This window comes from Candidatus Solirubrobacter pratensis, from assembly GCF_000425945.1.
GTDB lineage: Bacteria > Actinomycetota > Thermoleophilia > Solirubrobacterales > Solirubrobacteraceae > Solirubrobacter > Solirubrobacter pratensis.
In genome coordinates this window covers 836,740-849,351 of sequence record NZ_KE384480.1, presented here as the reverse complement: position 1 = coordinate 849,351, position 12,612 = coordinate 836,740, and the positions used below count along the sequence as shown (strand labels likewise).

General features: G+C 66.3%; 16 protein-coding genes and 1 pseudogene. 9 read left to right on the top strand and 8 right to left on the bottom strand.

Annotated elements, in window-relative coordinates; all coding sequences use genetic code 11:
* Positions 1-640 precede the first annotated feature (640 nt).
* A complete protein-coding gene (locus tag H958_RS0128730) occupies positions 641-988 on the top strand; it encodes a hypothetical protein (RefSeq protein ID WP_028061185.1) in 348 nt (115 codons plus the stop codon).
* 375 nt (positions 989-1,363) lie between these two features.
* On the opposite strand, the gene H958_RS0128720 is transcribed toward H958_RS0128730, so the two are convergent.
* Together H958_RS0128720 and H958_RS0128715 are read right to left on the bottom strand one after the other, a co-directional pair.
* A complete protein-coding gene (locus H958_RS0128720; protein WP_028061184.1) occupies positions 1,364-1,582 on the bottom strand; it encodes a hypothetical protein in 219 nt (72 codons plus the stop codon).
* Positions 1,583-1,585: 3 nt separating this feature from the next.
* Entirely contained in the window at positions 1,586-2,026 is a 441-nt protein-coding gene (locus H958_RS0128715) for a hypothetical protein (RefSeq protein ID WP_156028367.1), read from the bottom strand.
* Positions 2,027-2,343: 317 nt separating this feature from the next.
* On the opposite strand from H958_RS0128715, the gene H958_RS44250 reads away from it, so the two are divergent.
* Positions 2,344-2,910: a hypothetical protein gene (locus tag H958_RS44250; protein ID WP_051324920.1), complete on the top strand. Its 567-nt coding sequence runs from the start codon at positions 2,344-2,346 to the stop codon at positions 2,908-2,910.
* A 160-nt stretch (positions 2,911-3,070) separates the two neighbouring features.
* Complete coding sequence (locus H958_RS46995) at positions 3,071-3,235, top strand: hypothetical protein (RefSeq protein WP_156028366.1); 165 nt, start codon at positions 3,071-3,073, stop codon at positions 3,233-3,235.
* Positions 3,236-4,253: 1,018 nt separating this feature from the next.
* On the opposite strand, the gene H958_RS0128690 is transcribed toward H958_RS46995, so the two are convergent.
* Positions 4,254-4,979, bottom strand: a complete 726-nt coding sequence (locus H958_RS0128690) for a hypothetical protein (RefSeq protein ID WP_028061180.1) — start codon at positions 4,977-4,979, stop codon at positions 4,254-4,256.
* 1,212 nt (positions 4,980-6,191) lie between these two features.
* Between H958_RS0128690 and H958_RS0128675 the strand changes: the two genes are divergently transcribed.
* The 3 genes and pseudogenes from H958_RS0128675 (at position 6,192) to H958_RS48555 (ending at position 7,822) form a co-directional block, all read left to right on the top strand.
* Positions 6,192-6,857, top strand: a complete 666-nt coding sequence (locus H958_RS0128675) for a recombinase family protein (RefSeq protein ID WP_028061179.1) — start codon at positions 6,192-6,194, stop codon at positions 6,855-6,857.
* 131 nt (positions 6,858-6,988) lie between these two features.
* Positions 6,989-7,144: pseudogene (locus tag H958_RS49265) on the top strand (DUF2510 domain-containing protein); the annotation flags it as partial.
* A 312-nt stretch (positions 7,145-7,456) separates the two neighbouring features.
* The gene (locus tag H958_RS48555) at positions 7,457-7,822 is read left to right on the top strand and encodes a DUF4333 domain-containing protein (RefSeq protein WP_028061178.1); all 366 of its coding nucleotides are present in this window, start codon (positions 7,457-7,459) and stop codon (positions 7,820-7,822) included.
* Positions 7,823-7,877: 55 nt separating this feature from the next.
* On the opposite strand, the gene H958_RS46990 is transcribed toward H958_RS48555, so the two are convergent.
* From H958_RS46990 to H958_RS44245, 4 genes are all read right to left on the bottom strand, one after another.
* Complete coding sequence (locus H958_RS46990; protein ID WP_156028365.1) at positions 7,878-8,510, bottom strand: PASTA domain-containing protein; 633 nt, start codon at positions 8,508-8,510, stop codon at positions 7,878-7,880.
* A 13-nt stretch (positions 8,511-8,523) separates the two neighbouring features.
* Positions 8,524-8,937 (bottom strand): hypothetical protein, encoded by a 414-nt coding sequence (locus H958_RS0128660; RefSeq protein WP_028061176.1) that lies wholly within the window; start codon positions 8,935-8,937, stop codon positions 8,524-8,526.
* Between the two features lie 9 nt (positions 8,938-8,946).
* A complete protein-coding gene (locus H958_RS0128655; RefSeq protein ID WP_156028364.1) occupies positions 8,947-9,324 on the bottom strand; it encodes a hypothetical protein in 378 nt (125 codons plus the stop codon).
* A 400-nt stretch (positions 9,325-9,724) separates the two neighbouring features.
* Positions 9,725-10,186 (bottom strand): hypothetical protein, encoded by a 462-nt coding sequence (locus H958_RS44245; RefSeq protein WP_028061174.1) that lies wholly within the window; start codon positions 10,184-10,186, stop codon positions 9,725-9,727.
* Positions 10,187-10,514: 328 nt separating this feature from the next.
* Between H958_RS44245 and H958_RS46985 the strand changes: the two genes are divergently transcribed.
* The 3 genes from H958_RS46985 (at position 10,515) to H958_RS46980 (ending at position 11,687) form a co-directional block, all read left to right on the top strand.
* Positions 10,515-10,673, top strand: a complete 159-nt coding sequence (locus H958_RS46985) for a hypothetical protein (protein WP_156028363.1) — start codon at positions 10,515-10,517, stop codon at positions 10,671-10,673.
* Positions 10,663-10,995, top strand: coding sequence for a hypothetical protein (locus H958_RS0128640; protein ID WP_028061173.1), 333 nt, complete (start codon positions 10,663-10,665; stop codon positions 10,993-10,995). Before H958_RS46985 ends, H958_RS0128640 begins: the two co-directional genes overlap by 11 nt.
* Before the next feature lie 308 nt (positions 10,996-11,303).
* Positions 11,304-11,687: a hypothetical protein gene (locus H958_RS46980; protein WP_156028362.1), complete on the top strand. Its 384-nt coding sequence runs from the start codon at positions 11,304-11,306 to the stop codon at positions 11,685-11,687.
* A 49-nt stretch (positions 11,688-11,736) separates the two neighbouring features.
* Here the strand turns inward: H958_RS46980 and H958_RS0128630 are convergent, their stop codons facing one another.
* The gene (locus tag H958_RS0128630; RefSeq protein WP_156028361.1) at positions 11,737-12,507 is read right to left on the bottom strand and encodes a hypothetical protein; all 771 of its coding nucleotides are present in this window, start codon (positions 12,505-12,507) and stop codon (positions 11,737-11,739) included.
* Between the last annotated feature and the right edge of the window lie 105 nt (positions 12,508-12,612).

The window sequence follows — 12,612 nt, the reverse complement described above, 5'->3', positions numbered from 1 at the left end:
TGAATAGCCACCCGGCCGCGACTCGTTTGCCGCGCAGCTCGCGCTCGGACCCCTGGTGCTCTACGTCGTCGCCTGGAGAGATAACGAACCGGGCCTGGAGCGCATGAGCAAGTTCGAGCCGTCCCTCCTCACGCTGTGGCGCCTCGCTCGATGACAGGGCAGCGGGTCCCACAACGCTCAATGTCCTCGTGCCTGCGGGCCTTGACCCCCGCAAGTGTGGAGGACTTGCCCAGCGTGGGGCCGCCGCGACGGCGGAAGCGCTCAGTGATAGGCGCTCCTCGCGATGCGCGTGCTTGATCTCCTGTCGGAACCTCCATGCCTGCTGCGCGAGCGAGGGGATCACCTGCAAGACGAGGAGGCACCCGCACACGATCAGAAGCCACGACTGGCCTCCGACGGTCGCGGCCTCCTGGTCATGGACGCTCATCCAGGTTCGAGGATGATTGCTCGATCTCGCAACTTCGTGCACCAGCCGGGGCAAAGGAAGCTGTCTCGGCACCGGGCTAACTCAGCTGCAAGGACGCCTTGCTACAGCCTATGCAGAGCCAAAAGTGGCTGCTCCGCGATCTGGAACGTGCATGGATTCACGGGCGACTATCCGGCGCGCGCTGGCGTTTGCTTGTCGGTACCTTCCGGGACGATGGACGACGCATCGTCGGTACCCATCGACCAGCTACTTGCCGAGTTGCTTGGCCTGCTCGGCAAGACCGTCTCCGTGGGCATCGCCACGACCGGCGACACGCCCGTCATGCTCGCCAACCTCTACGGCCCGCTGTTAGCCGGAGCCGACCTCTCCGAGGGCACGACCGATGCGATCTTCGTGCAGGTGGGCAACGCGGGCTCGGGCTTCATCGTTGCGCCGGAAACGTACGCGGGAGCCGGGTGGAGCGGTAGTCGCACGGACACGCTCGTCATCCGACTGGGCGCTGTGAGCCTTTGGATCAGCGTGGAGCCCGAGGATATGCCGGGCCTCCGAGAACGAACCTAGTGCTCTGACGGGTCCCACTTCGGGGGCGGCCAGTGTTCGTCGGGAACTCGGATCCCGTCCCTCGTGTTCGGACGCGGCCCGTACGTTTGCCATCCCCCATCGGCTACGGCTTCGACAGGCCGACGCTCACGCCGATGGCGGGCTCCTCAATCTCCTGACCGGAGTAGACGCGGCCGTTCGTATCAGTGATCCAGACACCTTTGGACTGCTTTCCCATGACCCCTCCCTGGTCCACGACCACGCGAATCTAGGGAGCCCGGACCCTGGGACGAACCGCGGGAAGTCCAGGAACGACGAAGGCCCCGCCGGAGCGGGGCTTCGCTGAAGCTCTGAGCGTCCTCGCGGACGTTCTCCCGGCCTCCTAGGCGTGCGTCCCTAGCCGATCCTCGTCTTGGCGTCGATGGAGCTAAGCGACGACTGGACGTTCTCAATCTGCTGCGTCAGGGTCTGCACTTTGTCGGCCAGGAAGCCGAGGAAGTGCGCGCTGGCTTCGGCGTACATCACGGCCTTCACGGCGTCGTCAGACTGCTCGTTCGCCTCGTAGAGGACGCGGTAGGCGTGGTCATACTGATCGTTCTGCTGCGGGGCCGACATGCTTCAGCCCGTCTTGAGCGAGTAGGCCCGCTGGCGACGCTCGCCCTCGTAGGTGAGCTTGCCGTCGTCCACCATGCGCTTCAACTTCACGGACAGCGGGTTGCCGGTCACGCCGATGGCCGCCCCGATGTCGAGCGCACGCGCGGGTTGATTCGCGCCAAGGAAGTCGATGATGCGGTCGTCGCTGATCTGCGAGGCCGTGACGCCGCCACTCGAAGCCGCCACACGACGCGCGCGAGGTGTCGCGGGGGTGATGGCGACCTTGCCCTCAAGCACTTCGATGGCCGCGCGGTTGCGGGCGATCACCTGCTGTCCCTCGCGCAGACTTGCCTCAAGCTCGGCGATTTGGTCCCGCGTCGGCTGTTGGCCCTTCTCAATCGCCGCGATCTCGTCTTCGAGCGCCTTGATCGCGGGGTGACGCGTGGGCGTCCTTGGTTGAGGCATGTATCTCCTTCGGTCGTAGACGCAGACGTGGAGTCCGTGCGAGAGAGTACACGCATATCAGGGATGACGAGAGGGCTAAAGCGGTACATGTCTATCGACCGTCTCGCGTTGAGCCCGGCTAGCACCGCTTAAGTCGGCAGAGCCGACTGATCGCGATTGCCGTAGCTCGGCATCCGTCCAACAAACTCTCGGTAGTCGAACGACTACCGAGGAGTAGTCGAAATCGTGGTCGTCCGACCCTTGTGGACCATGCCCTCCAGCGTCATAGTGGTCGCCATGCACACACAGCCGACCATCGACTCCGAGCAGGGCGCGTGATGACCGTAGATCAATGGCTACGCGAGTGGCGGTACGCCGACCACTCCCGACGCGGGACGCTCGTGCTTGACGCACCCGATGACCTCGACCACATGACCTACTGGCAGTCGCTCTCTCACGCCTGGGTGGACTCCGACCGCCAGCCCCTAAAGGCGGAGCACTGGCGTTCCCTCTTCAAAGCCGATCGTCCCGGCAGGGAGAACCTCATGACGGCAGAGGAGCAGGCGAAGCTAGCTTCATTGCCCGATCGCGTGACGGTGTATCGAGGGTTCAGCGGTTGCACTCCGGATTATCGGATCCTCAACGGCGTTTCCGGGCTTAGCTGGACTCTTGACCGACAGTGCGCCGACTGGTTCGCTCGTCGCTTCGCGAGATGCGGGCGCACCATCGCTGCCACTGTGACGGTCGGTAAGGTGCGTCGCGAACGCGCCGTGGCCCTCTTTGATGCGCGAGGCGAAGACGAAGTACTTGTCTTCCCGAGGTACGTCTATGACCGGAAGGCCGAATGGGCCGACGCGCACGGTGTGCCCTACAGCGAGACAGCAGGTCTAGCCATCGCAGCCTAGTTTTGCTCGTCAGCGATCTCGCGCGCGGAGAGCTCCATCACTCGACGGGGGCTCTTCTGCGTTCGACGGCGGTACCTCTCCAGCGGCTCGCCTGACGGCCGATTAGAAACTATCAGCCGCCCTCAGCGGCTCAAGTCAACCGGCAGCACGAAAGGACAGCATGAACATCGCGGAACAAGCCGAGGTCCACATCGAGGCCCTGCACGAGCTTGGCTACAGCGTGAAGCTGTGGCCGCTTGAGGGCACGGACCCCGATCTCCTGTGCGGATACGAGGGCTACTCCGACGCGGACAACGATGACCTGGACCAGCATGCGGGCAGATGAGTCTAGATGGGCGTAGTTGAGTCCGTCGTTACTGGCGTGGGCGCGGTGACCTACCGGGCTCCCACCACGGATGTGGAGCGGAACGCAGCCTCCCGCCGCGTGGCCGACCCAAAGGCCCGTGTGGCGTGAACAGGGTTCAGGAGCACCGAGTCGGTAATTGCGGTGGGCCAGCTTCAAGAGGCGACGGCATAGCTCGCCCAGGTCGAGCGCGAGCAGGAGGCCCGACTAGCGAAGCGGGCAGACAAGCTGGCGGCAGAGGCGGCACACGAGGCAGGACACGGCATGACGAAGCCCGCGTGAATCGGCGCTAGCAGTCCGACTTGCTCAAGAGGTATCCAAAGATCGTGTCGGGGAGCGACGCGTCTTGTTGAAGCTCACCGGCATGGAGTTGCGTCGCGCGTCGGCTGCTGAGCGGTGCCGTGGAAGCACCGGCCGGTTCGACCGATCTCCACGGCGTAGTCCCGGCCAGCGGCGGGCGCGGAGTACAGGCGGCACGAGTAGAACGGCCCGTGATCCTGCGAGCATTCCGCGTCCTTGACGCGAGAGGAGGTCTTGACGGCGACGAGCTGGATCGTGCCGACATCGAACGCGGCGGCCTGACGCGCCTGGTTGCGGCCCCATGATGTCTCGAATATCGCCCACGCCGCTCCGAACCGATGATCAGGCACAAAACGGCGACTAGGAAGATGCGTATCGCGCGACCGTAGCCGCTCAGGGGGTCTCGATACAGCCGAACATTCGCTTGCTACCGAGGGGTCGGCGCTCCAAGACGGATATCGTGTTGCCAGCACCAGTCGCACCATGACGCGGCGCCGAACGTCGGCTCAGGACGCATGGTAACTGGCTGCCCCTTGATGTGCGGGCAGTCTCGAAGCGAGTGCTCCTTATCAAGGACGGGAGAACGAGCCATGCCGTCTCGTGAGACGTAGACCTTGATCGCCTGATGCTTATCCGGATCCGGGTAACGCGGCACGTAGTGAGCCATAGCGGAAGTCTAGACCAGTGCGTGTACGGAGAGTCAGCCCACGAAGTCGCGTGTCTTCCACGTTGTAGCCATGCTTAGAAGCTGGTCGTCGTCCACGATCATCCGCGTGGGCCAGTGTGCCAGACCGAGCACGGGCCAAATCTGCACGGCCGCGAAGGGCCAGATCCCGCCCTTCACGATGTCAACCTCATGCGCGTGGGAGTGGCCAGCCACATGGAAGATCGGGCGAGTGACGGACACGGTGGATGCGTAGCCATCGACGCTTCCCTTCGAGTCGGTCAACGTGAGCGTGCTCTGATGATGGAAGGCGTGACGCCAGCCTCTGTAGGCGCTGAGCCACACGTGTGTCTTCGGAGGCGGCCTGCGCTTCAGCGTGGTCAATGCGCGGTAGTGCTCGACATCGATGGCCTTGGCTCCTGCGTTCGCCAGCCCGAGGGCGAGCGCGGTCTTCACGGCCCACGCCGCAAGGATGCGTTGAGTCGGAGCATCGAGCACGCGCCGGTTGCCCTCCAGCAGCGGGATCAGATGCGGCTTCGCTAGGTTCTCCAGGTCGTTCATCCACCCGTTGTTGCATTCACGGCACACCTTCTTGGCGGCGAGGTCGAGCGTGTCCGTCGTCCACTCGCGCAGGACCGGACCGCGCACGCCCTGCCTGATCGTGTGCGTGACGCCGCCCTGGGCCGGATCTCCGAGGTACGGCATGAGCCACAGCGGCAGGACGTGTTCCTTGGTCACGATGTTGCCTGCGGCCCTGGACATCGGCTCACCGCAGTAGGCGCATGGCTTGCCGCTGGGACGCGTCTGGTCGGGGCTAGTCGTCATCGCGCTGCCTCTCGGCTTGTCCTGTCCTTTGGTTAGGCGGCTTCGTCCAAGAGCACGCCTGAGTCCGTTGCGCCCTCACCCAACGTTGCGTGGCGCATCGGCACCACGGTGCCATCAGGCATCGGAGCCGCGATGCTGGACAGGTAGCGGTCACAGCCCGAGCACACAATGTGCGCGAGGCCGAGCACCATCGGATGGAGATAGGGACCAGAAACGGACGGCTGCCCGTCATGGCCGCAGTAAGGGCACTGCATCGAGTGGACTCCTCTCGGTAGCCACGGAGTGATGTAGGTGTGTGCGGGTCAGGTGACCCGGCTTGCCTTCAGGATGAGCACGAACTCAACCCTCAAGCAAGTCTCAAGTGCCTTCCGCATTCGCAAAGAGCAACGGAAAGATGGCCAGGCGGCGGCATCACACGCGCAAACACGCTGCATCGGGGCCGGTCCCGCCCCGCTCCCGGGGCTCCTGGCTGGAAAGACGGTGGTCGCGATCCATTGGCCGAAGCTAGCACCGGGTGCAAATCCGCATTTTGCCGCATACCATTTGGGCCGGACGGATTGAAAGCCCTGCAAATGGCGACCTTTCCTCAAGGTTAGGCCGGACCGTGGATCCTGATCGCGCACTAGCTGCGGGCTCTTCCGCGCCGGTAATCGGCGTGGACCACACGCCCTTCGTGGACGCCTACGCGCCGGAGAGCCGCGCCGACGCCGAGCGCTTCGGCAAGTTCTGCGCCGTCGTCGGCATCTGCTCACGGTGCCCGAGCCGTGCGTGATTGCGGCGGCCTCGAATCAAAGACAGGTGATGACGCCTCGCTTGACTGAGGCACGAGGCTCGCGCGCCGCAATCCGCAGTCCGAGCCTGCTCTTGCGTTGTCATCAGGCACCCCCGGCGATACCCGCGCGCTGCAAAGGTCACTTAGGGGACCCAATTCGCCAGCGCCGGGACTCCTACGGGTCCTCCGGTTTGTTGGCGCTCGCGTCTATCTGGCCGAGGGTTGTAAGCGCTGTCGGTTCCGATCCGTCCGGTTGTTTCGGTCGATTGGGTGCGAGCACGTACAGCAATCGACCGTTTGCTGTATGATTACGGACGGAAAGTGGCCCCGCGCGACTGACATCGCCGGGGCCATGGCATCGAACACAGGAGGTTCGAATGCGCGTCCTAGCGTACCTGCGCGTGTCCACGGAAGAGCAGCGATCTAGCGGCGCCGGGCTTGAAGCTCAGCGCGCGACCATTGCGGCCGAGTGCGGGCGCCGTGGCTGGAGCGTGGTCCGCGTCGTCGAGGACGCAGGGTTCTCCGCGAAGGATCTGAAGCGCCCCGGCGTGCAGGCCGCCCTCGACGCGCTCAAGCGCAAGGAGGCCGACGCGCTCGTCGTGAGCAAGCTCGACCGCCTCTCACGCTCGATGCTCGACTTCACAGGCGTCATGGCCACGGCTCAGAAGCAGAACTGGGCGCTCGTCGCCCTGGACTGCGCGGTGGATACCACGACGCCCGCCGGTGAGGCGATGGCCCACGTCCTCGCCACGTTCGCGCAGTTCGAGCGGCGGCTGATCGGACAGCGAACGCGCGACGCCCTCGCCGTCAAGAAGGCACAAGGTGTGCGGCTCGGCCGCCCGCGCCAGCTTGCTGACGAGGTGGTGGCCCGAATCGTGATGCAGCGCGAGCAAGGATCGACGCTGAAGGCGATTGCCGACTCGCTCAACGACGACGGTGTACCGACCGCGCAAGGGGGCGCTCAGTGGTACCCGTCGAGCGTGCGCGCGGTGCTGGGATCGGCCGAGCGCGAGCAGGCACCGCGACCGTCCCGGCAAGGTTGAACCGGCGCCAACGTGCGTACAGGACTACACCAATGGGTGGCGCCAGTTGAAAGCGTTGCTCCAACGAGATAGAAGTCGCGCCCGCTTCAGATGACTGAAGCATCAGGGTCACCTACGCGACAAGGACACGGATGGACTTGAACGATCCCGAGCGCCCGGACGGCGCGCAGGAGGCCACGGCAACGGGCGGCCAGCAACCCCCGGGGTGGTACCCAGATCCGGTCGAAGGTGTCGAACGACCACGCTGGTGGAATGGGTCCGAGTGGACGAGGAACTGCCGAGAACCCGATCAACCAGACGTTCGCAGACACTGGGCGCCGCCCGCAGGTCCACGATTGCCGCGGGACGGAACCGCAACTGAACCAACGGACCACCGTCGAGAGCCGGATAATGGTCATCCGGACCGTGGTGGGCTGTGGTCCAGCCCCTCTCCCATGATCCACGCGAGGTGGTCTCGGGCACCGCGTCGCTCGAAGGCAATTGCGGCAACGCTCACCGGCTTGGTAGTAGCGGCCATCGCCTTCGCGGCGGCGAACCGCGGCGGTCTAAGCCCGTCCAGCAGTTGTTCCTCCTGGAACTCCGCATCGGCCGGTGACCGTTTGAACCTGCTGCGCTCGACTGGTGTCGAAGACGGCGATATCGTTGATGGACTCTGCCAGGTTGACTCCTCCAGCAGCCTCAACGAGGTCATCGACGCCGTGTGCGCGAAACGCTACTGCGGCGAAGATGCTGATCCGAGGCTGCCCGGCGTTCTGACCGCCGACGCGCTCGAACAGGAGGTCGCGGACTACGTGCACGAACGCGGCGGGGAATTCGAGTCGCTCGAATGTCCGAAGGACGCCGCTGTCGGCCCCGGCGACAGCACGCGATGTCATCTCGTCGGGTCCAGCGGGGACGAAGCCGACATCGTGCTAACCGTGACAGGCGACACCGAGAACCTGCACGTCGAGGTGGACGCAGGGTAGCCACAGGGGCGCCTCCGAGCCCGTTGCGCTCGCCATTGCTCTGCTTCATCGGTCGTTACCGCTCGCCGTCCTTGACGGAGTACAGCGTCACCTCCGTGGTCTCGGTCGCGGCGGCGCCCGGCGGCGGGGATTGCCGGACCACGACCCAGTTGCGGTCCCAGACCAACATCCTGCCCTGCCCGGTGGCATCGCGTTCGCGCAGGTTGTACAGGCCGACCGCCTGCATCCGGTCCTGGGCGGCCTGATGGTCCATCCCGACCACGTCCGGCACCGTGATCGCCGTGACCGTCGGACGCGGCTTGCGTCGCTTCTTCTTGGGCTTCGGCGTCGGCTCCGGCGTCGGCTCCTCGGTCCTGGTCGGCTCCGGCGTCGCGGTCTCGGCGGCGTCGCTCGTGCCGCTGGCCGAGCTGGCGGTAGCGGAGCAGGTGCGGTCCACGATCAGCTTGACCTTGCCGGAGCTTGTTGTTCCGGCGGGCGGGTCGGTCTCACACACCGTCCAGTTGGACTCGTTCAGGACCCCGAACGTCCCGCCGCCGATCTCCTCGGTGTCGTAGCCGGTCTCCTTCATCGTGCTCTTGGCTACGTCGAGGCGTTTGCCGACCACGTCCGGGACCGGCCCGCTGGCCCCGCCGCACCCGGCCAGCACGAGCACCGCACCAAGCATCGCACCGGCGTGACTGAATCGCATGTCCGTTGGTCCTTCAGGTAGGGGTCGGTGGCGTGTACGTCGCCGCTCCGCATTCAGGGCAGTAGGCGCTCAGCAAGCCCGGCTTGCCGCAGCCCGCGCACGTGCGCGATTGCGCGGCGCCGCAGTGCGAGCAGAAGTTCCCGGCCGTCAGCTCACCGCAGCTCGCGCACGTTCGCGCGGCGGCCGGGTCGTTCCCCGGCGCGGCGGCGAGCCGCCCGGACTCGGCGCCGCCGACAGGCCCGGCCGCGACAGCGGCCCGCTGGGTGCGGTAGTACCAGACGCCCACGGCCGCTCCGATCACGACCAGCGCGACGGAGACGTACCAATACTGCACGGCGATCCCGATCAGCAGGATCACCGCGAACGCGGTGCCGCAGCCGCTGAAGCAGCCGCGGTTGTTCTGGGTGACGTAGACGTTCTGCTGCACGCCGGGCGGCTAGCCGTCCGCTGCTGGACTGCTGAGCTGCTCTGCCCGCTGCGACTGGTTGGAGGGCCGGAAGTCGTGGCCGCAGTTGTCGCACTTCACGAGTCCGCGCTTGACGCTCTTGCCGCACACCGGGCAGTCACGGCTGCGACGGCCGCGGGTCATCAGCCACACCAGCGACAGCGCGACGAACCCGATGAACCACAACACGAAGATCAGCGCGACGCCGATGCCGGTGCCCGCCGCGCAGGCGTCCTGGGCGGTCTGGTTGGAGATCACGCCGTCGCCGGTCTGCGACGCGCAGTCGTTGCCTGCGATTCCGGCGATTATCCAGACGGCGAAGATCACCGTCCAGATGATCAACGCCCAGCTTGTTTTGCGACGCGGCATAGTCACTTCCCCCTCAGTGGTGGCCCTTGGCAGAGGGATGCCTACAGAAAAATGAGAGGTCAGGCAACCCCCCGGTTAAGACGAGTCCGGCGACAGGCGTTCTGGTGTCGCGCCGGGCGCGGCCCGGCCAGCGTACTGCTCGTCAGTGCCCTGACAGGGCCGCTCGCGACTGGTCGTGCGCCTCCACCTCGCGCGGCGCTGCGGCACACGCACGGTGTCTTGCACCGCCGCCGCGACCGGCCCGACATCTCCACCAGCAGCCGCCCGTGGACGACCCCGCGCTGGCTGACGTGACCTGCGCGTCGAGCACAGCGGAGGCGCCTCGACGCCGCACTGGACGCGCGCATTAGCGTGCTCGATTAGCTCGCCCGCCCATGCCGCGCGGCCTACGCCCCCGGCGTCAGCAGCCGCCGTAGTAGTAGATGTCGTTGAGCGTGCCCGCGTCGGACTGCAGGAACTGGCTGCACAGATCGCTCGTGGTGGGGCCGCCGTCGTTGGCGACCTGACGCAGCCGGTCCGGGTCACCCTCGATGGCCGTGAACACCGACTCCTCGTCGGCCTGCCCTGATGGCCCTGTCGGTCCGGTCCGACCGCGCGGGCCGCGGTCACCGCGCGGACCTGGCGCGCCGACGCCGACCGGCCCCTCGGGGCCGCGCGCCCCCGCCTCCGCACGCGCTCCGGCTGGCCCGGCCGGACCGCGGCCGATCACCGCCGCGGCGATCAGCATCGCGACCGCGCACGACACCACCGCCGTCAGCGCGCACGCCGCGATCAGGCCACGCAGCGTGACCGGCCGCTGTAGGCGCGACGGCGCGGGCGGATGGTCAGGCGCGGGATCGAGGACTTCCGTGTCACCGGTCATGCAGAGCACGCTATCCCACGCCGGGGCCCTCGACTGGACAAGTGTTCGACTGGTGAGGTCCCCACGCCTGGTTACGGTCGCCTCTCATAAGCCCGCGGGCTAGGGACTCGATCACCCTCGAAGGCTCTGACGTGACGATGAAGGTCACCGTCGTCGGCGTGCTGGACCCGATGGTCGCGGGCGAGTACGACGAGCCGGAGTCCGGCAGGCGGTTCGTCGGCGTCAGGCTGCTCCGCAACGTCAGCGATGGCACCTACGACGACGGTCCGGGCAACGGCGCCGCGATCATCACGGCGCGCGACGAGCAGGCGGACTCGACGATCACCACTTGGCGGGCAGGTGCGAGTCGCAGTCGGGCATCAAGATCTCCCCCGGCTCCAAGCGCCGCCTGTGCGTCCCGTTCGAGGTTCCCGCCAACCGGAAGGTCAAGACCTTCCAGTTCACGCTGGACTCCGGTTCGGCGACAACACCGGCGAGTGGCGGCTGAGCTAATCCGGTCGGCTGGGTCCAGAAGGCCGTACACCGGGACGCAGCGCAACAGCCGCACGGACTTCAGCTTCCGCATCGCCAGCGCGACCCTCAGCGACGACGGCAACGTCACGATCACCAAGACGCTGCGCCGCGGCGTGCTGCGCGTGACCACCAGCCACTACAAGGCCGAGCGCGTGTACGCGATGAAGGGCGAGCGCACCAACGACGACTACTGGAACTACTGCGTCAACGAGGGCAAGAAGGTGTGGATGCACAACGGGAACGCGTACTGCATCCGGCCCGGGTTCACGTACCGCTCGGTCCGGCTTCGCCGCTGACATGCCGACCGGCAGGCGCCTCACGGCAGAGCGTTCGCGGTCGCGTCGCCTGCTAGCCAGCTAGCCGGGAACGCTCTGCTGGCCATCCACTCGTCGAACGCCGCAGACGAAGGTCCGGCTCCCAGAGCAGCCCGTGCCCGAGGATCGCTTCGGAGGCAGCTGCTTGCTGATCTCGAAATCCGCTCCCGCACCTGGTCGTCGAGTTCCGCCCTCCGCGAAGCCGCGACATGCAACGCCCGCGTCGGAGGGCACACGAGCTCGCCGCTCGGTAAGGTCCGCGCCGTTCAGAGACACGGGAGCGAGCACGGATGCGGAAGTTCATCTCGACAGCAGTTGCCTTCGCGGTGGTCACAGCCGTGGCGGCCTCGGGAGCTCCGGCTCACGCCGCCCGCCGATGCGCGAAAGTGGACACCGCGTATCTCAAGGCTCGCGACGTGCGGATTACCGGCGACTGGACCTGTGCTACTGCCCGCGTGCTGCTGCGGCGCTACTTCAACAAGGTGGTCGAGACCGCGCAGATCGAAGGCGGCTGCGCGCAACGCCGCGACCCCCGGTATGGGGACGGCGGCGGCTGCCAGATCGGCCCCTACCGCTGCTACGCGACGCCCAACGGGAAGCGGATCGCGGGCTCCTGCGAGACCGCGACGCGTGTCGTGAAATTCAGCGAGTTCGATCGCGGCCCAAACGCCTGACTGTCACATAGCTCGGTCGACCAATTCTCATCGAGATCGAGCGCGGACCTCAGAGGTAGGGCGCAAGCGCCGGGATCACGCGCTCGCGGATCAACGTCTCGGCCGCGCGGAGACGGTCGGATGCCCACCACCTCGCAAACCGTCCCTCGGCAATAGCAACGCCGAGCGTCGCATCGTGCTCGTGTACGACAGGAGTCAGCGGGTTTGTGGGTTCGGCGATGTAGCTCATCAGTTGCTCGCCGTCCTTTACGGGTCCGGGCGGGACGAACGTGAAGCTGTGTAGCGGCCGAGCGAAACGGACGCTCACATGGATCCGCTCGATGTTGGCGACCGCGATGTTCAACGCCCGGTGCTTGTCAATCCGGTCAAGCTCGTGAATGAAGGCGAGGAGTTCCCACTCCCCTCCGTGGTACGGCTGCATCGTCTGGATGAGATCCTTCGCGCGCGGATCCACTCCTTGGAGCTTTCGTTGCGCTTGTCGCCCGTAGGCCGTCGCGTCGTCAAAGACGGGGAACTCGGAGGTTCCCGCGACGGCGTCTGGAAGCGGCGGAGGGGTGAATGCCGTCGCGAGCTCGAAAGCGAGATGGTCTAGCGCGGACCGCATGTTATGGACGCAGTCGCCGATCAGGACGCTCAGTTCCGGGGGCGGCTGAGTCGGGATGCGGGCATGCAGGGCGTACTCGCCGGTGTCGCCCACGGGCGCTCCAACGATCGTGCACGCGTTCGCCTTACGCCACCCTTCGATGGCTGAATCCGCAGCGGCAAGGTGATCCCGCGCGCGGTCGAGTTTAAGCACATAGCTCGATGTGGCTTGCGTCATCCCCTAGCTCCTGGGACGTTCGACCCTAGCCAGGAAGCGAGGATGCCGGAGTGTACGCGCGGGCGCACGGAGCGCCTACGTGACCGGAGCGCGGCCCGCTGTCGA